Origin of the sequence: Massilia yuzhufengensis (assembly GCF_900112225.1) — a bacterium.
GTDB lineage: Bacteria > Pseudomonadota > Gammaproteobacteria > Burkholderiales > Burkholderiaceae_D > Telluria > Telluria yuzhufengensis.
On the sequence record NZ_FOLD01000005.1, the window covers coordinates 53,782 to 74,174 of the forward strand.

Annotated in this window: 16 protein-coding genes and 1 tRNA gene; 6 read left to right on the forward strand and 11 right to left on the reverse strand. The window is 65.2% G+C overall.

Annotation, left to right across the window (positions count from 1 at the left end):
- Positions 1-3: 3 nt before the first annotated feature.
- Both BM031_RS06265 and BM031_RS06270 read right to left on the reverse strand, forming a co-directional pair.
- Complete coding sequence (locus BM031_RS06265; protein WP_177207667.1) at positions 4-867, reverse strand: DUF4123 domain-containing protein; 864 nt, start codon at positions 865-867, stop codon at positions 4-6.
- Positions 864-3,713: a type VI secretion system Vgr family protein gene (locus BM031_RS06270; protein WP_091872581.1), complete on the reverse strand. Its 2,850-nt coding sequence runs from the start codon at positions 3,711-3,713 to the stop codon at positions 864-866. Before BM031_RS06270 ends, BM031_RS06265 begins: the two co-directional genes overlap by 4 nt.
- Positions 3,714-3,880: 167 nt before the next feature.
- On the opposite strand from BM031_RS06270, the gene BM031_RS06275 reads away from it, so the two are divergent.
- The 5 genes from BM031_RS06275 (at position 3,881) to BM031_RS06295 (ending at position 8,262) form a co-directional block, all read left to right on the forward strand.
- The gene (locus BM031_RS06275; protein ID WP_091872991.1) at positions 3,881-4,396 is read left to right on the forward strand and encodes a hypothetical protein; all 516 of its coding nucleotides are present in this window, start codon (positions 3,881-3,883) and stop codon (positions 4,394-4,396) included.
- 85 nt (positions 4,397-4,481) lie between these two features.
- Positions 4,482-4,557, forward strand: a tRNA-Lys gene (locus BM031_RS06280).
- 116 nt (positions 4,558-4,673) lie between these two features.
- Positions 4,674-6,314 carry a choice-of-anchor I family protein gene (locus BM031_RS06285; RefSeq protein WP_091872583.1) on the forward strand — a complete coding sequence of 547 codons (1,641 nt, stop codon included), beginning with the start codon at positions 4,674-4,676 and terminating at the stop codon, positions 6,312-6,314.
- Between the two features lie 66 nt (positions 6,315-6,380).
- Complete coding sequence (locus BM031_RS06290; protein WP_091872586.1) at positions 6,381-6,989, forward strand: IMPACT family protein; 609 nt, start codon at positions 6,381-6,383, stop codon at positions 6,987-6,989.
- A 106-nt stretch (positions 6,990-7,095) separates the two neighbouring features.
- Positions 7,096-8,262: an MFS transporter gene (locus BM031_RS06295; protein ID WP_091872588.1), complete on the forward strand. Its 1,167-nt coding sequence runs from the start codon at positions 7,096-7,098 to the stop codon at positions 8,260-8,262.
- A 3-nt stretch (positions 8,263-8,265) separates the two neighbouring features.
- Here the strand turns inward: BM031_RS06295 and BM031_RS06300 are convergent, their stop codons facing one another.
- Entirely contained in the window at positions 8,266-9,216 is a 951-nt protein-coding gene (locus tag BM031_RS06300; protein ID WP_177207668.1) for a choice-of-anchor A family protein, read from the reverse strand.
- A 111-nt stretch (positions 9,217-9,327) separates the two neighbouring features.
- Positions 9,328-10,140 carry an HDOD domain-containing protein gene (locus BM031_RS06305; protein WP_091872591.1) on the reverse strand — a complete coding sequence of 271 codons (813 nt, stop codon included), beginning with the start codon at positions 10,138-10,140 and terminating at the stop codon, positions 9,328-9,330.
- A 147-nt stretch (positions 10,141-10,287) separates the two neighbouring features.
- Here BM031_RS06305 and BM031_RS06310 point away from each other — a divergent pair, with 147 nt between their 5' ends.
- Entirely contained in the window at positions 10,288-11,259 is a 972-nt protein-coding gene (locus BM031_RS06310) for an IS1595 family transposase (RefSeq protein ID WP_091872594.1), read from the forward strand.
- 79 nt (positions 11,260-11,338) lie between these two features.
- On the opposite strand, the gene BM031_RS06315 is transcribed toward BM031_RS06310, so the two are convergent.
- The 7 genes from BM031_RS06315 to BM031_RS06345 form a co-directional block, all read right to left on the reverse strand.
- Complete coding sequence (locus tag BM031_RS06315) at positions 11,339-12,202, reverse strand: BON domain-containing protein (protein ID WP_091872596.1); 864 nt, start codon at positions 12,200-12,202, stop codon at positions 11,339-11,341.
- A 132-nt stretch (positions 12,203-12,334) separates the two neighbouring features.
- Positions 12,335-13,021, reverse strand: a complete 687-nt coding sequence (locus BM031_RS06320; RefSeq protein WP_091872599.1) for a hypothetical protein — start codon at positions 13,019-13,021, stop codon at positions 12,335-12,337.
- Positions 13,022-13,122: 101 nt separating this feature from the next.
- A complete protein-coding gene (locus BM031_RS06325; RefSeq protein WP_177207669.1) occupies positions 13,123-14,292 on the reverse strand; it encodes a methyl-accepting chemotaxis protein in 1,170 nt (389 codons plus the stop codon).
- Positions 14,293-14,476: 184 nt separating this feature from the next.
- Positions 14,477-16,189 (reverse strand): DUF8614 domain-containing protein, encoded by a 1,713-nt coding sequence (locus tag BM031_RS06330; RefSeq protein ID WP_091872604.1) that lies wholly within the window; start codon positions 16,187-16,189, stop codon positions 14,477-14,479.
- Positions 16,190-16,220: 31 nt separating this feature from the next.
- Positions 16,221-17,264 (reverse strand): WD40/YVTN/BNR-like repeat-containing protein, encoded by a 1,044-nt coding sequence (locus tag BM031_RS06335; RefSeq protein WP_091872606.1) that lies wholly within the window; start codon positions 17,262-17,264, stop codon positions 16,221-16,223.
- A gap of 59 nt (positions 17,265-17,323) precedes the next feature.
- A complete protein-coding gene (locus BM031_RS06340) occupies positions 17,324-18,775 on the reverse strand; it encodes an efflux transporter outer membrane subunit (protein ID WP_091872998.1) in 1,452 nt (483 codons plus the stop codon).
- A 22-nt stretch (positions 18,776-18,797) separates the two neighbouring features.
- The gene (locus BM031_RS06345; protein WP_091872609.1) at positions 18,798-20,390 is read right to left on the reverse strand and encodes a DHA2 family efflux MFS transporter permease subunit; all 1,593 of its coding nucleotides are present in this window, start codon (positions 20,388-20,390) and stop codon (positions 18,798-18,800) included.
- Between the last annotated feature and the right edge of the window lie 3 nt (positions 20,391-20,393).

Below are 20,393 nucleotides of genomic sequence, written 5' to 3' on the forward strand. Positions count from 1 at the left end.
TTTCTACTCCTCTTCATCAAGCGTAAAGAGTTCTGAGGAATCAAAATTTTCCTGTCTTAATTTTTCGAGGAAGCAGTGCCAATTAGAACCTTCGGTGAATTTTTCTCCTTCAATCAAAGGAATCGCAATGTATATCGCGATTTTCAAAACCGAATTCAAACCATCCTGTCTTGCCATGGATATTTTCTGCTTCACCAAATCATGCTGCATAGGCAGCGATAAGGTCGCCGTAATTCGTGGATAATTTGACCGAAGCAAATCCAAAATTTGGTCTACCTCAGAAGCCTCAAGCAAAGCTATCTCTTGTGCTTGATTAAGTATCAATGGCAGGGCAATTCGTTCCTGAGAACTAAAATTACTTCTTATCTCCCGTATTTCTCCATCTCTATTAACGTATCGCCAGCGTGCAGCCGGGCAAAAGAAGTAGTCTGCTTGTTCGACGGTCAAGACTTTCGTTAAATTTTCTAGAATTCTTGGATCAAAAAATCGAAGCATTGCATCCACGTCTTCAGAGAGCTTCGCATCAAGGCGCGCTACCAAGCTCTCTCTCATACAGCCTAGTTCGAGCGGTGAGGATAAAATGATGACAGTCGACGTGTAGGCACCGTTTAGCACCAACCAATCCACGAAGCGTTGGGTCACTAAAGAACGCCCTTCTTCAGATGCCAAAACAAGAATCGGCGCAGCAGTTAGCGCGCTCTGCTCCGCCGTGGAATGAAGCAGACTCGTCCATTGCGCATTACATCTCGACAGTTGGTTAATCAACCCTGGCAACCCACCGTGATCTAGTAGCAAGTAAGTGTTCTCATTTGCGTCACTCATAAAATATTCTTTTTTAATTTCGCGAAAATTCATGGGATTGCTCATGTGAATCTCACAACGAAAGGCGATCCTGCGTTGCGCGCTTTCATCAAACATTCGACGCATACATTGGAGGGTAAGACTGGAAGTGGATAGGATAATTTTTCCGGCTGTGTAAAGCTTTTCTTTCCTGCCTGGATAATGAGCTTCCGAGGGCAACTCAATGATATATTTCCGCCATCGATTGTAACGTTTGCCCCACCAGCTGTTGTCAAACTGATTTTCTTTGAAGCCGCGAAGTCAACGTAGGAAACGACGCTGACAATTACAAGCTCGTCTCTAGCGTTCGCTTTCAAATCATCGCCCTGCGACTGGATATCGACACCATCTTTACTAGCGATAAGTTGCAATCCCATTTCGGCGGCCGGCGGCTTTTTGGCCCCGCCTAAGACTCCCAAAGCCTGTTTTGACTGGACCCGTATCTGCTTAGCCGTGGCCACCTGAGTGTCCTGTCCACTTGTCAGAATCACTACTTCACCGGAAGACAACTGCACACTCTGTGCCGCAATTAAACCGAATACTACCTGTCCGGCGAGCTCAATAATGGGGTCCGTCAGATACGGGATCCCTTTATCATCAGCTTTAGTGCTTTTTGCGGCGGCCTCCGCAAGCGCTCGCTGAAAATCGTGTGAGTTTCCTTGTCCGGACATCCCGGTTAGCATCGCCTTTAGTGGAGCCGCTGTACTGTCCAGCTTGCTCTCGTCTGGTTTCGCTGCGCCGACATGCGCAGCCAAGACTACCGTCTCATGCGTTTTTGCGGCTGAGCTAAATGCATCGCCCAGCGCATTCAGCTTTGTCAGCAATTCAATAGCCAGCCTACTTTCCCCAAGCGGGTCGCGCTTCAAGGCGCTGTGATCGACCTTGGAGCTCGATACGAGCAGTCCCGCTGCAGCACGTAGAACGCCGGAAGCATCTGTACGGACCTCCGCTCCAAGGCCGCGGAAGCTGCCCCGATAGTTGTCCGACGAGTGAACCAAATGTCCGAAATTCAGCTCGCTCCCCGCATGCGTACTCCTGAGCTGCACCCTCCCCTGCCCATCCGTATCATCAAATACCAGCTGCGAATACCCATACCCACCAAACTCCTTGCTCCGAATCCCCCACTGCACCGTCGGATTCCGATGCCCGGCACTATCCGCCGACGCGCCATGCCACACCGGACTATTCCCCCCGCTCAGATTTCCCTGCCCTGAAGCCGAATGATCGTGCGCTGCTTCAAAGCACGAAAGATCCGCATCGCTATCGCGCCGCCCGCCGGGCGTCGCAACGACACCGCCCTCCCCCTGGCCGTTGTAGAACGCGCCAACCACAACTGGCCGGTCGATATCGTTCTCCAGGAATTGCACCAGCACCTCCTGGCCAATACGCGGCAGGAACTGCTGTCCCATCCCACCACCCGCCGAGCGCTGTGCAACGCGTACCCAGCAGGTCGCATTCCCGCTCTCTTGCCAATGAAACCGGATGCGAACCCTTCCCAGCCTGTCGCAGTACAACTCATCCGCACCGCTGGGCTGGTCATTCCCATCGGCCCCAACGACAATCGCACTATGCGCGCCGAACGCGACGGGTTTCGGGCGACTGCCACCCCCTTCCAGCTGCGGGCGCCAAACGATCCCGGTCGCGACTGCGCTGAAGCAGTTCGCATACCCGGTCGAGCGCGCCTGGCCGATTGCCAGCGCAAGCTCGTCCGGCATATCCGATCGAACGACATCTTCCAGCAACTCCGGAATCGGCCCGAACAGCTCCGCAAGCGCATGCTGCGCCGCCGGCGGCATGTTGTTCACGCCAATGCTCACCACGCGCAGCACCGTGAACGAAGCCGATTCAGCCAGCTGCTGTAGCGGTGCGCCGAGCACGTGCATGCAGGTACCCGCGCGCAGCGTGCGTACCGTCGAGCGCCCGTGCCACAGTTGCCCGCGCGCTTCTTGCCCTTCCATCTGCAGGTCGGCGTAGTGCTGCGCCTGCTGCCGGTCGGAAAACGCATACTGCCCCGGCACGTCATAGTCCTCGAGGGCGGGAAGTTTGCTGTGGGTGTAGTGCGACGGCGAACTGGCCGCAACGACTTGCCTGGCCTTGTAGTCGTCACTGAGCAGCGTCGTCATCGACGCATGCAAGCGCCGCTGCGCCGTCAGCGCCTGGATGCTGTCGGACTCTTCCACCGACCGGGCGCCGTGGAAGCGGATGCCCCCCAAGGCCGCGCTGCTGGCATCTTCCGGCACGGCGCAATCCTGCGAGCTGTCGGCGAACAGCACCAACCCTGGCCCCGCGTCGGTTTGCTCGACACGCCAGCACAGCCCCTCTTCGGCCAGCAGGCGCCGCACGAAATCGAGGTCCGACTCGCGGTACTGGCAGCAATAGCTGCGTGGCGGCACGTCGGCCATGAACGAGCCGGTCTCGTCGCTCCAGCGCCAGCGCGCCAACGGCAGGTAGGCGTCGAACACCGCGTCGACGATGTCGACCACGCGCTTGTCCTGCCACACCCGGCAATTGCGCACTTGCCCCAGCCGCCAAAGCCATGACGACATCCGGATCCGATAGCGCGCCAAGCCGCCATCGCTACCGAGCATGGCCGCTTCGCTGATCTCGCCGCCGAAGCGGGCGCGGGTCCCGTCCGCCAGGCTGGCTTCCAGGACCGCTGGCTGGCCGAGCAGGCGATCAAGCTCCAGGTTGGCATCGGTCGACAGCGCGATCACGTCGCGTATCCCGAGCGCCTGCAGCGCGTCGTCCGCCAAGAAGGCTTCGACCAGCAGGCCGCCCTCCTCGCCATCGCCAATCTTGAACGCATACAGCCGACTTGCGCTGCTGAACTCAGCGAGCGCGGCAAAGATATGATCCGTCAGCGCAGTGCTCATGACCTGGGCAATTCCTCGTAGGTTCGACAGCCGAAGGCACCACGATATAAGCAGTCTCTGCCGGAATTCTTGCGCCGCGTCATCAGTTCACGGCGCATGCCGAACTGGACGCGGTCAATCCGTGGATAACGTTAAAATAATTGCAACTCCACCAGCTGGTACAGGCCGTGAAATTCATCCAAAACATTTTCCTCGTCGGATACATGCTGATCGTCGGCCTGTTCTTTATCTGCGGCATCGGCCTGATCGTCCTGGCCGCAGTGGAAACCTGGGGCGCCCTCGATCCCCGTACCGATTTCAAGGTGCGCGAGCGCTTCGAACTCATCCTCGAATGCGTCGGCCTGCTGACCATTGCGGTCGCCTCGCTGGAGCTTGGCCAGACGGTGCTCGAAGAGGAAGTGCAGCGCTCGGTCAACATCAGCTCGCCCACCCGGGTGCGGCGCTTCCTGTCGCGCTTCCTGATCGTGGTGGTGGTGTCGCTGTCGATCGAATGCCTGATCGGCGTGTTCCAGTTCATGCACGGCAAGCCGGAATACTTGCTGCATTCCGCCGCCATCGGCCTGGCGGCCGCGGCTATCCTCGCCACCTGGGGCATCTTTATCCGGATGAACGTCTCCGCGGAAGAACTCGAGCCACATGCCATGCGCGAAGTCGTGGCCGAAGACAAGGAAGTCGAGGGCTGAGCAGGGGATCATTGCGCGAATTTCCACAAACCGACACGAAGCCCTTGGACATTCGCACAAACGCCGCTATAATCTTGGCTTCTTCGGGTCGTTAGCTCAGCTGGTAGAGCAGCGGACTTTTAATCCGTTGGTCGCAGGTTCGAATCCCGCACGGCCTACCAAAGATTCAGCAATGAAGGCGTCATGAGCAATCATGACGCCTTTTTTGTTTTCCGCGGTCATATTGCTGTCATCCTCGGCTCCTATGCTGTCGATTCTTTAACTTGGGAATCCGACAATGCCGTTTCTTGACTCCGCCGCTCCACCGACCACCTTGCGCACCCTGGGCGCCGCCCTGCTCGCCGCCGCCGTCCTCACCGCCTGCGGCGGCAGTGACGACGAGCCGACGCCAAGGACGCTGACGATGGAAAAAATCGGCAGCTACAACGGCGGCAAGCCTGGCGCTGCGGAAATCACCGCCTATGACGCCGCCAGCAAGCGCCTGTTCGTCGTCAATGGCGCCAACGGCACGGTCGACGTGCTCGACCTGTCCACGCCTTCGTCGCCCAAGCTGGCCGGCACCATCAGCGTCGCGGCGCTCGGCGCCGGGGTGAACAGCGTCGCCATCCATGACGGCCTGGTCGCGCTGGCCATCGAAGCTTCTCCCAAGACCAGCCCTGGCACGATCGCTTTCTACAATGCCGGCGACCTGAAACTGGTGAACAGCGTCAAGGTCGGCGCCCAGCCCGACATGCTCACGTTTACGCCCGACGGCCGCAGCGTGCTGGTGGCCAATGAAGGCGAGCCGAACAGCTACGGCCTGGCCGACTCGATCGATCCGGAAGGCTCGGTCAGTGTCATCACCGTCAACCGCGGCGGCACGCCGACGGTGGCCAGCGCCGATTTCCGCGCCTTCAATGGCCAGGAAGCCGCCCTGCGCGCGCAGGGCATCCGGATCTACGGCCCCGGCGCCAGCGCGGCCCAAGACTTCGAGCCGGAATACATCGCCCTGAGCGAAGACGGGCGCACGGCCTACGTCACGCTGCAGGAAAACAATGCCGTGGCCATCGTTGATGTCGCTACCGCGAAAGTGACGTCGATCAAGCCGCTCGGCACCAAGAACCACAACCTGGCCGGCATGGGCCTGGACGCCTCCGACGAAGACGGCGTCGTCAACAGCAATACCGGCACGCCGGCCGTGAAGATCGGCCCGCAACCGGTCAAGGGCATGTACCTGCCCGACGCGATCGCCCGCTTCACCGTGGACGGCACGGCCTACCTGATCACCGCCAACGAAGGCGACGCGCGCGCCGACTGGCCGGGCTTCAATGAAGAAACCCGGGTGCGCGCCCATTGCACCGCGGGCCTGGACCCGACCGTGTTCGGCGACGCCGCCAACCTGATCCTCGATTCGAACCTGGGCCGCCTGCGCATCACGGCGAACCCGAACGGCGGCAGCGCCGGCAAGAACGCGGCCGGCCAGTGCAACGAGCTCTACACCTTCGGCGCCCGCTCGTTCTCGATCTGGGATACCAACCTGGTCCGCGTGTACGACTCGGGCGACGAGTTCGAAAAGAACACCCAGGCCCTGCCGAACGGCCGCTTCAACGCCAGCAACGACAACAACACCCTGGACAGCCGCAGCCCGGCCAAGGGTCCGGAACCGGAAGGCGTGGTGGTCGGCCGCTTCGGCAACAAAACCTATGCCTTCATCGGCCTGGAGCGGGTCGGCGGGGTGATGGTGTATGACGTGAGCAAGCCCTCGGCGGCCAGTTTCGTCACCTACCTCAATACCCGCAGCAACGACAGCGGCGACCTGGGTCCGGAAGGCCTGGCGCTGATCCCGGCGGACAAGTCGCCGAACAACAAGCCACTGCTCATCGTCGGGAACGAGGTCAGCGGCACGACGGCGATCCTGCAAATCAACCTGGGCTACTAAGCGTCACCAGCGAAATGCCGGCAACGGCGGTTGGCATTTCGCCGCGCGCCGCCGATAATCGGCGCCATGCCTTCCACCATCGCCGCCCCCGTCCACTTCGAACTCATCATCAAGAAGAGCCGCTTCCTCGCCTGCGTGCAGCCGATGCCCGACCGCGCCGGCGCCCAGCAGGTGGTGGCCGGCCTGCGCGCGCAGCACCCGGGCGCCGCCCACGTATGCTGGGCCCTGCTGGCGGGAGGCCATTCGGCGGCGGTCGATGACGGCGAGCCGAGCGGCACGGCGGGCCGCCCGATGCTGGACGTGCTGCGCCACCAGGACCTGGAAGGCGTGCTGGCCACCGTGGTGCGCTACTTCGGCGGCGTCAAGCTCGGCGCCGGCGGGTTGGTGCGTGCGTACACCGACAGCGTGGCGCAAGCCCTGCTGCAGGCCCAGAAAGTACCGATCATCAAGCTGCAGCAGCTGCGCTGCACCGCGCCGTATGCCTTCGAAGGCCTGGTGCGGCGCGAACTCGAGGCGGCCGGCGCCAGCCTGGACGAGGTGGCGCACGGCGACGACGTCCGCTTCGACTTCAGCCTGCCGGCGCAGGATGCCGGCGCGCTGCGCACCCGCCTCGACAATGCGGGCCACGGCCGCATCGGCTGGCCGCGGATCGACGGCGAAGCGGGCGACGCCTAGCCCGCCACATGCCCCCGCGCTATACCTGTCATCACGACACGAAAGCGGACTGGACGCGCGCCAGCCGGTATAGTGGCCAGCCTCCCCCGCTACACCTCTCCCTATTTTGATCAAGAAAAGCCTCGTCCCCCTCGCCCTCGGCGGCTTCGGCATCGGCATGACCGAATTCGTCATCATGGGCATCCTGCCCGACATCGCCACCGGCCTGCAGATCAGCATCCCGCAAGCCGGCTACCTGATCACCGCGTATGCGCTGGGCGTCGTGGTCGGCGCGCCGACCTTGGTGAGCATGCTGGCGCACCGCCCGCCGCGCAGCGTGCTGATGTGGTTCATGCTGATGTTCACGGTATTCAATGCGATGTCGGCCTTCGCCCCGAACTTCGAAGTCATGATGCTGTCGCGCTTCATGGCCGGCCTGCCGCATGGCGCTTTCTTCGGCGTCGGGTCGGTGGTGGCGGCGCGCCTGGCCGACGAAGGCAAGGTGGCCGCCGCGCTGGCGACCATGTTCACCGGCCTGACCCTGGCCAATGTCATTGGCGTGCCGGCCGGCACCTGGCTCGGCCACAACCTGAGCTGGCGCGCGGTGTTCCTGGTGGTGGCGCTGATCGGGCTGGCCACCGTGTTCGCCTTGCGCCAGCTGGTGCCGCACATCGATTCGCAGGCCCGCACCAGCCTGCGGCATGACCTGCGCATTTTCCGCAGCCGCGCGCTGTGGCTGGCGCTGGCGATTACCTCGATCGGCACCGGCGGCTTCTTCGCCTTCTTCAGCTATATCGCACCGCTACTGACCGAAGTCACGCGCTTCAAGCCGTCGACGATCCCGATGGTGATGACGGTGGTGGGTGTGGGCATGACGGTGGGCGTGCTGCTGGGCGGCCGGCTGGCGGACCGCGTGCCGCCGCTGCAGGCGATCCTGATCCTGTTGGCGAGCATGACGGTCCTGCTGCTGTGCAACGGGCTGTTCGCCGGCTCGCAGCCCGCCATGCTGGTGCTGGCCTTTGCCACCGGCGCCAACGCGCTGGCGCTGGGGCCGCCGATCCAGATGCTGTTGATGGAGCATTCGCGCGAGGCGGAAATGCTGGGGTCGTCCCTGGGACAGTCGGGCTTCAATGTCGGCAACGCGACCGGGGCTTTCCTGGGCGGGATCCCGCTGACGCTCGGTTACTCGTATGCTTCGCCGCAATGGGTGGCGGCCGGCCTGGCGCTGGCCGGTGTGGGCCTGGCGCTGGCAATGCTGGCGCACGGCCGCGCGCGGGCGCTGGTCCCGGCTTGAACTTCAGGCCGGGGTAGCGGCCCTGCTGCGGACCCGGCGGCCGGCCACGGCCATGCCGACGCCGGCCAGCATCAGCGCCAGCGTGCCCGGCTCGGGCACATCCGATGACGGCGTGCCCGTCTCGGGCACAACCACCGGCGGCATGCTGTCGTCGTAGCCGGCCACGTCGGTCGGCTTGAAGTAATGGTTGGAATTGACCTGGATCGTCGAGTTCCAGGACCCGACCACCACCTGGCCATTGATCACGCCCCAGTCTTCGGTGACGGATGCCTTCGGCGCCAGCACGCTCCCGATGATGCCCTTGGGATTGAGCGTTTCCGCGTCCATGAAGTTGAACAGGACATTGTAGTTACGCAGCGGCTCGAAGCTGATGCCGCCGTTGTTGAAGGTCGCGTTCTGGCCGCTCACATTGAAGATCAGGGTCTGACCTGCAATGAGTTTGTCGAGGGCCCAGCTGCTCGAGTAGCGGAACATGTCGGCTGAGACGTTGAACACGTCGACCCCGCCCTTGCCGCTACCGCTGACGACCACGCCGCTCCACAGCTTGCTGACGCTCCCCGTGCTTTCCACCTTGCCCAGGTCGCCGGACAGGCCGAGATAGTAGGCGGAGGCGGCGCCGAAGTCGAAGGGGCTGCTTGTCGTGCTCTCCGGAGTGGCCGCCCATTGCAGCGAGGTGGTGCCGCCCGCGTACATCTTGCCGTGGTCGATCGACCCGCCCGTCAGCTTGATGTCGCCCTTGGCGATCACCGCGTGCGAGCCATAGGCGGCCAGGTTGTTGTAATTGATCGAGTACGAGCTGACGTTGACGTTGCCACCGGCGATGACCGCGCCTTCGACATCGCTCGACGTGGCCGAAAAGTTGCCGAGCGTATAAATATTGGCGCCGCCCATCGTGCTGCCGAGGTCGATGATGCCGGCATGGGCCGCGCTCGACGCGACAATTGCTGTGATCACGAAGGCGACTCGCCGCATGATAATTCCCAATGGAAATTTTAGATTCCCAATAGTATCAGCAGCCACGTGGCTATGCACATCGACTGTTGCTTTTGGGATAGACCGCGACGCTTACACCAGGGTTGCGTCGCCCAGCGCCTGGGCGGTGTCCGCGGCTTCTTCGCGCAGCGCGTACAGCGTGGCCTCGTCCAGCGGGCCGGGGTCCTGGATCTGCTGCTCGCCGAGCGGGGAGCCGACCGCCGCGTAGCGGTTCGCCAGCAGCAGCGTGTCGAGCAAGGTGTGGGGCTCCTGGTTCAGCACGCCGTCGCGCAGTGCGCCGATGGCCTGGGCCACGTCGCCGGGAATGGCCAGCTTGCGGATGACTTCCTGGCTGACCACGTCCTCGACCAGCACGCCCCAGTTGTCGGCATCGTCGTCCAGCAGGCCGGGAAAGCCGTCGGCGCGCGACAGCAGGTAGAAGCCGCCCACCTCGTGCACGATGCCGGCGAACAGGGCGGTGTCGGGGTCGACCCGGGTGACGTGGCGCGCCAGCGCCTGGGCCAGCGCCGCCACCTGGGCGCTGTGGGTCCACAACTGTTCGGCCTTGGCGCGCAGCACCGGGTCGGCGATGCGGTGGCCGAACTGGCGCACCATGAGGGCGGCCACCAGGCCGCGCAGGCGGCGGTAGCCGATGCGCTGCACCGCGGCGCGCACGTTGCTCACCTGGACGCCGCCGCTGCCGTAGGCGGCGGTATTGGCCAGCGCCACGGTGCGCGCCGCCAGCTGCGGCTCGGACAGCACCAGCCGGATCGCCTCATCCACATGGCAATCCGGGTCGTCCAGGGCCAGCTGCAGGCGCAGCACGGCGTTCACGCTGGTGGGAAAGCTGATGTCTCCACGGGCGGCCTGGGCGGCGATGTATCCGAAGGCTTCGAGTTTGTTCACGCGCGAATTATACGCCTGCCATCAAGCGAACCCGGCTGTAAGCGCGGCGCCAATGGAAAGGCGCTGTCACCCTAGGCTATGGATGAGGATTGAACTGTCGAGCTGCGCTACGGTCCAAACCGTATCGCCATCCCGACGGAGCCTCGCATGCGTTCGCCCCGCTTCAAGAAGTGGTTCGCCGCCCTGCCGGTGCTGAACCAGCCCCAGCGCCTTCAAGTGCTCGACGCCTTGCGCCCGGCGGCCGGGCTCGATCCGTTGCTGGTGCTGCTCGACGGGTTCCGAACCGAGCGCTGCTGTCCTGCATGCGCCAGCACGCGCTGGCACCGGCATGGCCAGGCCAATGGCTTGCAGCGCTACCGCTGCCGTGAATGCCGGCGTACTTTCAACGACCTGAGCGGCACACCACTGGCGCGCCTGCGCTTGCGCGAGAAATGGCTCGACTACCTCGGCACTCTGCTCGACTCGCTTCCCGTGCGCCGCGCCGCAGACCGTGTCAAGGTGCATCGCAATACCGCTTTCCGCTGGCGCCACCGCTTTCTCACAAGGGTGCGGGACGATCGCCCAGAGCGGCTGCATGGCATCGCCGAAGCCGACGAAATGTTCCTGCTCGAATCGCAAAAGGGATCGCGCCGCCTCGAGCGCCCGCCGCGCAAGCGGGGCGGCACGGCGCACCGGCGCGGGATGTCGCGTGAACACGACTGCATCCTGGTGGCGCGCGACCGCAGCGGCCAGACCTGCGATGCCCTGACCGGACGCGGGCCCGTGAGCGCGCTCCAGCTGGAACGGCACCTGTTACCGATGCTCGATCCCCAGGTGCTGCTGGTAACCGACGCCAATGCAGCCTACCGGGCCTTCAGCCGGCGCCACGGGATCGCCCACCAGTACGTCAACCTGCGCGCCGGCGAGCGGGTGCGGCGCAGCAGCGAAGGCGCCATCCATGTCCAAAACGTGAATGCCTACCACCGCCGCCTGCGCGACTGGCTGGCGCGCTTCCACGGCGTCGCGTCGCGCTACCTGCCGAATTACCTGGGCTGGCGCAGGGCGCTCGATGGCGGGCGGGTCAAGTCCGCCGAGGGATTGCTGCGCTTGGCAATCAAACCCATCCATAGCAAAGAGTGACAGCGCCAATGGAAAAGCCCGCACCAGGCAGCGTGCGGGCTCTTGCGAAGGGCCGGCGCCGCGGCCGGCGCCGTGCTGCTTACTTCACCTTGATATTGCTCTTGACGGTGGTCACGCCTTCGACACCCTTGGCCAGTTTCTCGGCACGGTCGGCTTCCGCCTTCGAATCGACGAAGCCGCTCAGCATGACCACGCCCTTCTCGGTTTCGACCTTGATCGCCAGCGCGCTCAGGTCCGGCGCCGCAGCCAGGCCAGCCTTGATCTTGGTGGTGATCGCGGTGTCCGACAGCGCGGTCGCGGTGCGAGAACCGGCGCGCTCGGCCGCATTCTCGGTGCGGTCGGCGGCGGCGCGGGTCTTGTCGCCGGCATGGCCCATCGTGGTAGCGGCCACGTCCTTGTTCTCCACCAGGCAGGCGGTCTTGTTGCCGCGCTCGTCGCACTTGGCGACGGCTGCCGCCTTCACCGGATCCTTGGTGTCGGTCGACGCGATCAGGCCGGCGCTGCCGGCTGCGGCAGCGCGGGTGGCGCCGGTGTCGGTCATGGTGTCACGGGCGCGGGTATCGCCCAGCGCCGCGGTGCGCGCCGACTTGGCGGTGGTCATGCAGCTGTCCTTGGCGTTGCCCTTCATGGTGTCGCATTTTTCTTCGGCCAGTTCATACTCGGCCTCGGCCAGCTTGCGCTGGGCGGCGTTGCGATTGTCCGCGGTGTTGTTGTGCTTCTTGACTGCAGCGAGCTCGGCGCGTGCGCGCATCACGTCGGCCTGCTCTTCGCACACGTCTTCGTCCTTGAGGGCATCGCACTTCTGCTTGGCGACCTTGTGGTCCGCGGCGATCTTGTCCATGGCCTTCTGGTAGCCGGCGGTATCGTTCTGGGCAAAGGCTGGTGCGGCGGCGATGGTGGCGCCGGCGGCGGTGGCGAGCAGGGTGGCGAGGAGCTTGTTCATGATGGTGTCCCTTGTGGTCGGTTGTTGTGATAGCGTCCATTAAACGCTGCGCGCCGAACACCATCTGTGCGACAACGAACGCTGGTCGATTAAACAAGCTTGACTGTTGTTACTGTACCGCCACGCCCACCCTCATTCCGCCTGCAGCAAGCCTTCCCGCCACAGCCCGCCGACGTCGTCGAAGGGCGCGGCGGCGGCCCCGAACGGGGAGCCGTCGCCCGCCAGGCGTACCCACACGCGCGTGTCGTGGCCGCTGCGCGGCACGGCAACCTTGTCGCGCACGCCGGCCAGCCAGCGGTACACCCGCGCATAGTCGCCAGGATTGCTGCGCCGGGTCCAGGCCAGCGCGGCCAGGTCGGCAAAGCCTTCCTCGCGGCGCGTCTCGCGCATCGCTTTCGAGGCCGCCAGCAGCGAAGCGTCGGCCGCGATTTCTTTGCCGGTTTCCACGAAGCCGGCCGGCAGCGCATGCCAGGCGCCCTGCGCATAGCGCCAGCAGTGCGCGATCTCATGCGCCGCCATCGCCTCGATCAGCGCGCCCTGCTCGGCTTCGGGCACGCCGGCCAGCACGGTTTCCGCATCGGGGTTGTTACGCAGGGACATGACCAGCTTGCAGCGGCCATTGCTGAAGCCCATCGCCAGCGGCACGTCGCCGGGACGCGGCTGGGGCTGGACGGTAATGTCGATCGGCAGTTTGAGTTGCTGGGAGTAGGCCAGTACCGGCCCGGCGGCGCTGAGCCAGCGCTGTTCGAGCGCGGTCAGTTCCGCAGCGTGGAGGGCCGGTGCGAACAGGGTCGCGGCGAACAGCAAAGGCTTGAACATGGGATTCTCCCGAGGACATAAAGTGCCTAACGGCAATTCTAGCCCGAGATAAAGCCCTGCTTTTGGGAAAATATTTGCGTCTGTTTAGAACGGCAAACTTGTCAGTTTTGCCCGCCAGCCGTGCCGGATTCGGCTGCCGCGGGAGCAGCCAGCTGGGCCAGGCGTTCCGATTCCGCCTCGATCGCGGCGGCGGCGGTGGAGGCCTGCAGCAGGGCCGTGGTGCGCCTGGCCGATTCGCTGAACAGGGCCGGCCTGCCCGCTTCGACGCCGATCGCCGCGGTGACGGCGGTGACCCGCGCCACGGCATTGGCGATCGCTTCCAGCGCGCCGGTGTCTTCCATGTGCGCGATCGGGCTGCCGACCAGGTCTCGGATATCCTTGGCCACGGCGGCCGAGCGCAGCGCCAGCGCCTGCAGGTCCTGCGCCACTTCCGAGCGGTCCTCATCGATCTCGCCGGTGCGCAGCGCTTCGACCGAGGCGTCCAGCGCCAGGATGTTGGCCTGGAAGGCCAGCCCGTCGATGGCGCCGACGATGTCGTCGACGTGTTTCGGCGCCGCGGCCACGGCCGGGATGACGGCCGGCGTGTCGGCTTGCGGCTCGGCGGCGGCGCCGCGCAGTTCGCGCGCCACATACCAGGTGCCCAGCACGGCGGCCGCCACGGCGCCGGCGCACAGCAGGATGATCCATTGCGAGAAGCCGGCCGCCAGCTGGCGCGCCGCCGCCATGTCGTCGGCCGCCAGCTTGTGTTCGAGTTCGATGAAGCGGGTGGTGCTGGCCAGCCAGTCCACGAAGGCGGGCGCGAGCTGCTGCGACATCAGCGCCGCCGCTTCCTGCGCCTGCCCTTGCGCGTGCAGGGCGACCACGCGGTCGACCAGCGGCCGGGTGCGGCGTTCCTGTTCCTTGATGGCGGCCAGCGCCTCCCGTTCGGCCGGCAGGATGCCTGGCAGTTCGTGGAACAGGGCGTCCAGCGGCGAGGCCGCGCGCGCATAGGCGTCGGCCAGGGTCTTGATGCGCCCGATCGGCGCAGCGGCGGCGGCGGCATCGGGGGCCAGCACGACATCGCGCACGGCGATGGAACGGTCGCGCACGCTGGCGCGCAGGTCGACCGCGTAGCGCTGCTTGATGCCGCTGACCTCATCCATGCGGAACAGCAGATGGTCGATCTGGCCCGCACGCGCCGCGGCCAGCACGGCCAGGGCGATCATCAGGAGGATCACGGCGCCGTAGCCGATGGCCAGCCGCGCGCCAGGGGAAAGGGGCTTCGTCGTCATGTCGTGGTCATTGAAAAGCGCCTCGGGAGCGGCGCGGCATGAGCTGCACATGCGCGCCAATAATTTCCCCTAGGCAATGCGGTGACTATAACATGGACCCTGTATGGATTGACGAAGCAACTACTTTAAGTTAGGTAAATTTGGCGGCACTGTTGCGTCGATGCCAATCGTGCCGCCCTTTCCCTTATTTCGTCAACGACGCCGCCGTCACGAAGGCCGGGCGGATGTCGTTCGGCACGCTCTGCTTGAGGCGGTCGAGCGCCTTCTGCACTTCCGGGCGGATGACGACGTACTTGGCCATCATCGCCTTGGCACGCGCGTAGTCGCCGGTGGCTTCGATGGTCAGGAACTCGCGGTCCAGGTCGATCACGCCCTGCTTGATCTTCTTGAAGTCCACCGAGAAAGTGCCGTCGCCATTGGCCACGAAGGCGCCCTTGTCGAGCAGGTAATTCACCTGGATCGCCATGCCGCGCGCGTGCGAGGACGTCAGGCCGAAGTGCAGGGTGCGGAAGCTCGAGGCCAGGAAGGTGTTGTACAGCTTGCGCTCGGCGGCCGCGCCCTGCCCCAGCGTGTCCTTCAGCAGGCCCTTGTCCATCATGTAGCCCAGCGCCCACAGGCCGGTGATGTCGGCCTTGGCTTCCTCGATGGTCGAGTAGGTATCTTTCAGGTCCTGGCGCGGGGTCGATTCCTTGCCGCCCTGCTTGGTGTGGTGCGGGCCCAGGCCATGCATGATCTCGTGCGCCAGGATGTGGGTGAAGAAGGAATCGAAATCCAGGTCCTTCTGGTCTTGCGGGCGCAATACCAGTTTCGAGATGGGCTTCAGGGTCGATTCGAACTTCGCTTCCTGCACGTTTTTCAGCATCACGCGCTTGGAGCCGCGCTCGCGGATCACGCGTTCGTCGTTGGGCAGGTTGTAGGCGGCGGTCTGCACGCCCATGTTGCCGTCGCCGGCGCCGTATACCTGGTTCACCACCACCATCGGGGCGATCGCGCCGACCTTCGGGTTGCGGTACTGCTTGTCGAGCGGCAGGTTGTCTTCGAGTTCCTGCAGGTGCTTGCCGAAGAAATTGAGCTTTTGCGTTTCCTTGTTGTCGCGGATGCTGACGTAGGCTTCGAACGCGGCCTTGTAGCCGAACAGCTCGTCGTTATAGGTCTCGTAGGGGCCGATGGTGATGTCGACCGGCGAATCCAGATCCATCCAGGCGAAGTCCGAGGCCAGGTAGTCGTTGCTCAGGAAAGCATCGGCGCGCAAGGTCAGGAATTTCTTGAGCGAGGCGTTGTCGGTGGAGGCGGCGGCTTCGCGCAGCAGCCTGGCCAGCTTTTCCAGGTCGGGGCGGTATTCGTCCGAGTACTTCACGCTCTTGAATTTGCCGTCGCGGTCGCTGCGGATCACGGTAAAGAACCACTGCGCCTCCGACTTTTGCGCGGCCGGCAAGGCGTTCATCCAGCCTTCCAGCGCGGCCTTGGATGCGTTTTCCGGATAGAAATTGGCGCCGGCCGGTTTCTTGGCCGGGATCTTGATGCCGGCGTATTCGGCCGGCATGAAGGACTGGTTATCGTCCAGGCCCGACCATGGGCCCTTGTTCAGCCAGAAGGCGTCCTGGCGCGCGCGGCCCAGCGCCGAATTGTCTTTCTGCAGGGCGACCCACAGGGCGTCGTTGCCGGCCCAGCGCTGGCGCAGCTGCAGGGTGTCGATGATCTTCGCCGCTTCGATCAGCTTGACGATGGCGGCGCGGTCGCCCTTGGAGAGCTGGGAGGTATCGGCTTTCAGCTCGGCCGGCGCGAAGCGCTTGGCCATGGTGGCGAGCTGGGCGGCGGTGGCCGGTTCGGCCGCGGCAGTGGCAGGCACGGCGCCGATGGCCGCGCACAGCATGAGGGGAGCGAGGATGTGCTTCATGGTGTCCCTGGTCGTTGTCAGTAGAGAGATATTAGCGCGCTGCGTTCAGTGCCGGCCCCGCATACCGCATCACGAGGCCCTTCGGTCCCACCGCCCAGCCCTGCGTGGGGCTGGCGAAGCCGACCGTGTTCACCGGCGTCTTGTCCAGCTCGGTCCACTTGCGGCCGCCATCGAGCGAATAGCCCGATCCGGCCAGGCCGGCCGCCACCAGCGCGCGCGGCGCGCCCGGCACCGGCATCACTACCGACAGGTAGCCGGCCGGCGCCACCTCGACCGGCGTCCAGCTGGCGCCGCCGTCCTGTGTGTAGGCGCCGTTGACGCCGGCCATGCGGGCCTGCTTGTAGTCGCCGCCGGCGGCAAAACCGTCCTTGCTGTTGAGGAAGGCGACCGAGAACACGCCGCGTGCGGGCGCGCCGGCCGGGATCGGGGTGGAGGAAGCGCGCCAGGTCTTGCCGCGGTCGGCCGAGTGGAACACGCGCGCGGTAGCGCTGCCGCCGGTGGCGATCCAGGCGTCGTTCGCGCCGGCCACGCTCAGGCAAGTGCCGCTGGCGGCAAAGGCGCCCTCGTTCGGCATCGCCTCGATGCCCTTGGCGGCAACCTCAAGCCAGGTCTTGCCGCCGTCGCTCGTGGTGTAGACCTGGAAGCTGCCCTTGACCGGGTCGCCGAACAGGATGCCGTTGTCCTTGTCCCAGAATGCCATCGCGTCCCAGAAGCCCTCTGCTACCCCATTCGTGACCACCAGGCGCCAGGTCGCGCCGCCGTCTTCCGTGCGGTAGATGCGCGAAGCCGCGCCGGGCCCGGCCCCCATCGCCACGGCGGTGCTGGCGTCGAAGGCCTGGATGTCGCGCAAGTCGATCTTGTCGGCGTCCGGTACCTGCATCGCCTGCCAGGTCTTGCCGTCGACGGTGCGCAGGACCGTGCCCCTGGCGCCGCTGGCCCAGGCCACCTTGTCGCTGACGACGGACAGGCCGCGCAGCTCGGCATCGGAACCGCTGGTGATGGCTTGCCAGGACTGGGCGAAGGCCCCGCTGGAGGACAGCAGGGCGGCGGTGAACACAACGCGTGACAGGGACATGGTTTCTCGCATGGTTGAGTAACGATGGTCCATTGTAGCGCCGTCCCTGTACACCCTTGCTATTTCACTGTGGGGGCCTTGGCGATCGTGGCGACCGGCTCGCCCTGCTCCCAACCGCCGCCGAGCGCGCGCGCCACGGCCACGGTGGCCAGCAGGCGCTGGGTGCGGATCTGGCTGGCCGCGCGGTCGGCCGCCAGCGCATTGCGCTGGGCGTCGGTCACGTCGAGGTAGGTCGACAGGCCGCGCCCGTAGCGCGCCTGCGCCACCAGCAGCGCGCGCGCCGCCGCCTGCTGGGCCTGGGCCTGCAAGTCGCCCTGCAGCTGGCGCTGCTGCACGTCGGACAGCGCGTCTTCCACTTCGCGCAGCGCGGTGAGCAAGCGCGTGTCGTGGTTGGCGCGCGCTTCTTCGTAGCGCGCTTTCGACAACGCCAGGTTGGCCTGGTTGCGGCCGCCGTCGAATACCGGCAGCGACAGCGCCAGCGGCCCGAACGAGAACTGGCGCGCACCGCCGCTGGCCAGGTCGCGCAGGTGCTCGGAGGCGAAGCCGAAGTTCGAGGTCAGCGACAGCGATGGGTAGAAGGCGCCTTCGGCCACGCCCACCTGGGCATTGAAGGACTTCAGCTGCGCGACGCTGGCCGCCAGGTCCGGGCGCTGGCCGACCAGCGAAGCCGGCAGGCCGACCGGAATCGCGGGCGGCAGCGGCAGCTGGGCCGACGCACTGTCCGCCAGCAGCGGCGCGCTCGGCGAGGCGCCCACCAGCGTGGCCAGCGCATGCTCCACCGTATTGCGCTGGCGCTGCACCTCGTGCAGGTCTGCTTCGGCATTGGCGCGCTCGATGCGGCTGCGCGACAAATCCAGCTCGTTGGTCAGGCCGGCCTTGAAGCGCGCCTCGACCAGCTCTTGCGCTTCGCGCCGCGCGTCCAGCGCACCGCGCAGGATCGCCAGTTCCGCATCCAGCCCGCGCAGCTGCCAGTACGAGGACGCCACCTGGCTGGACAGCAGCAGGATCACGCCGTCGCGGTCGTCCTGGGCCACCAGCGCCTGGGCGTCCGAGGCTTCGACCACGCGCCGCACCCGGCCCCACAGGTCGAGCTCATACGAGAGCGAAGCGCCGACCGTGTAGTTGTTGCCTTCGATCGAGCGTCCGCCCAGCGCGATGCCTTGCGCGGTCTCGCTCGAGGTGCGGGTGTTCGAGATGCCCGCGCCCAGCGCCACGTTGGGCGCCTGCCCCGCGCGCACCACGCCCAGCTGGGCCTGGGCCTGCAGCAGGCGCTGGGCGGCGGCCTTCACGCCGGGGTTGTCGCGCAGGGCGCGCGCTTCCAGGCTATCCAGGGTGGCGTCGCCAAACACGGTCCACCAGTTGGCCGGCAGGCGGGCCGTATCGCCCGCTGGCGCCGCATGGCGGTAGGCTGCGTCGAGGGCGCCGGCCGGGGCCTGGAAGTCGGGACCGAGGGTGGTGCAGCCTGCCAGCGCCGCGGCCAGTGCGGAAACGAGTGCAAAATTTTTGATCATGTTCATATTCTTGATTCCTTAATCAGTGCGCAGCCGAAGCGCCGCCCGGCGACTTGACCTTGTCGGCCAGCCAGATCGCGCCGATGCAGGCCAGCAGCACGATGCCGATGATCCAGAAGCCGTCGTTGTAGGCCATCACATAGGCTTCGCGCCGCACGATGCGGTCGACCACGGCCAGCGCCTGGTTGGCCGCCGTTGCCGGGTCGACGCCGCCGGCGATGAAGCCCTGGGTCAGCTGTTCGAGGCGCTGCTGGGTCGGCAGCGCGTAGTTCGACACCGCCTCGCCCAGGCGCGCCGAATGGAAGTGCTCGCGCACGCTCAGGGCCGTGGCCAGCAGAGCGATGCCAATCGAGCCGCCCAGGTTGCGGGTCATGTTGAACAGGCTCGAGGCCGACGGCATGTCCTTGGGCGCCACGCCCGCCATCGCAAAATTCGACAAGGTCAGCATCACGAAGGGCTGGCCGATGGCGCGCACCACCTGGGTCACCATCAGCTGGTCGTAGCCGGTGCTGGCATCCATGAAGGCGTTCATCAGGCAGGAGCCGCCGAACAGCAGCAGGCCGAAGGAGCACAGGATGCGGTTGTCCACTTTCGACGACAGGGCCGCCGCGAACGGCATCACCAAGAGTTGCGGCAGGCCGACCCAGGCGATCACTTCGCCGATCTGCATCGGCGTGTAGCCGGCGATCTGGCCCAGGTAGAGCGGCAGCAGGAAGGACGAGCCATACAGGCCCATGCCGGTCACCGCCGACAGCACGGTCGCCACCAAGAAGTTACGCTGGCCGTACAGGCGCAGGTTGACGAAGGGGTCGGGCCGGGTGAAGCTCAGGGCCACCCAGCCGAGGATGCCCACCAGCGACAGCGCGGCGAAGGTGACGATGAAGGACGACTCGAACCAGTCCTTCGAATTGCCCTCTTCCAGGAAGATCGTCAGGCAGGCCAGGCCCATCGCCATCAGGGCGATGCCCAGCCAGTCGGCGTTGAACAGGGTCTTGAAGTTCGGCTTTTCCGGCGCCAGGCCGTAGGCCATGCCGGCGATCAGCAGCACGCCCGGCACCCAGTTGATGTAGAAGATCGAGGGCCAGCCGTACAGCTCCGACAGGTAGCCGCCCAGGGTCGGGCCCATGGCCGGGGCCAGGGTGGCGGTGAGGCCGAAGATGGCCATGCCGACCGCGCGCTTGGAGGCGGGCAGGCGGGTCATCACCAGCGTCATCGCCATCGGGATCAGGGCGCCGCCGGTGAAACCCTGCAGCATGCGGAACACGATCATGCTTTCCAGGTTCCAGGCCGCGCCGCACAGCGTGGAGAACACCAGGAACAGCGCGGTGGTGCCGATCATGTAGTAGCGCACCCCGAAGGCGCGCGTGAACAGCGCGGTAAGCGGGATCACGACGATCTCGGCGCACAGGTAGGCGGTCGAGATCCACGAGCCCTCTTCCTGGGTGGCCGACAGCGTGCCGAGGATGTCGCGCAGCGAGGAGTTGGTGATCTGGATGTCGAGCACCGCCATGAAAGCGCCCAGCATGCCGGCCGCCACCGCGATCCAGGTGCGGGCGTCGATGCGGGCGCCATCCAGCGGTGCGGCGGGCAGCGCGGCCTTGGTGAGGCTGGTCATGAT

Excerpts from the sequence above, each read along its gene's own strand:
- BM031_RS06325 (WP_177207669.1), bottom strand. The coding sequence starts at position 14,292 with ATGACGACGAAGCCCCTTTCCCCTGGCGCGCGGCTGGCCATCGGCTAC.
- BM031_RS06340 (WP_091872998.1), bottom strand. The coding sequence starts at position 18,775 with ATGATCAAAAATTTTGCACTCGTTTCCGCACTGGCCGCGGCGCTGGCA.
- BM031_RS06335 (WP_091872606.1), bottom strand. The coding sequence starts at position 17,264 with ATGTCCCTGTCACGCGTTGTGTTCACCGCCGCCCTGCTGTCCTCCAGC.
- BM031_RS06265 (WP_177207667.1), bottom strand. The coding sequence starts at position 867 with ATGAGCAATCCCATGAATTTTCGCGAAATTAAAAAAGAATATTTTATG.
- BM031_RS06270 (WP_091872581.1), bottom strand. The coding sequence starts at position 3,713 with ATGAGCACTGCGCTGACGGATCATATCTTTGCCGCGCTCGCTGAGTTC.
- BM031_RS06320 (WP_091872599.1), bottom strand. The coding sequence starts at position 13,021 with ATGTTCAAGCCTTTGCTGTTCGCCGCGACCCTGTTCGCACCGGCCCTC.
- BM031_RS06285 (WP_091872583.1), top strand. The coding sequence starts at position 4,674 with ATGCCGTTTCTTGACTCCGCCGCTCCACCGACCACCTTGCGCACCCTG.
- BM031_RS06315 (WP_091872596.1), bottom strand. The coding sequence starts at position 12,202 with ATGAACAAGCTCCTCGCCACCCTGCTCGCCACCGCCGCCGGCGCCACC.
- BM031_RS06290 (WP_091872586.1), top strand. The coding sequence starts at position 6,381 with ATGCCTTCCACCATCGCCGCCCCCGTCCACTTCGAACTCATCATCAAG.
- BM031_RS06310 (WP_091872594.1), top strand. The coding sequence starts at position 10,288 with ATGCGTTCGCCCCGCTTCAAGAAGTGGTTCGCCGCCCTGCCGGTGCTG.
- BM031_RS06330 (WP_091872604.1), bottom strand. The coding sequence starts at position 16,189 with ATGAAGCACATCCTCGCTCCCCTCATGCTGTGCGCGGCCATCGGCGCC.
- BM031_RS06345 (WP_091872609.1), bottom strand. The coding sequence starts at position 20,390 with ATGACCAGCCTCACCAAGGCCGCGCTGCCCGCCGCACCGCTGGATGGC.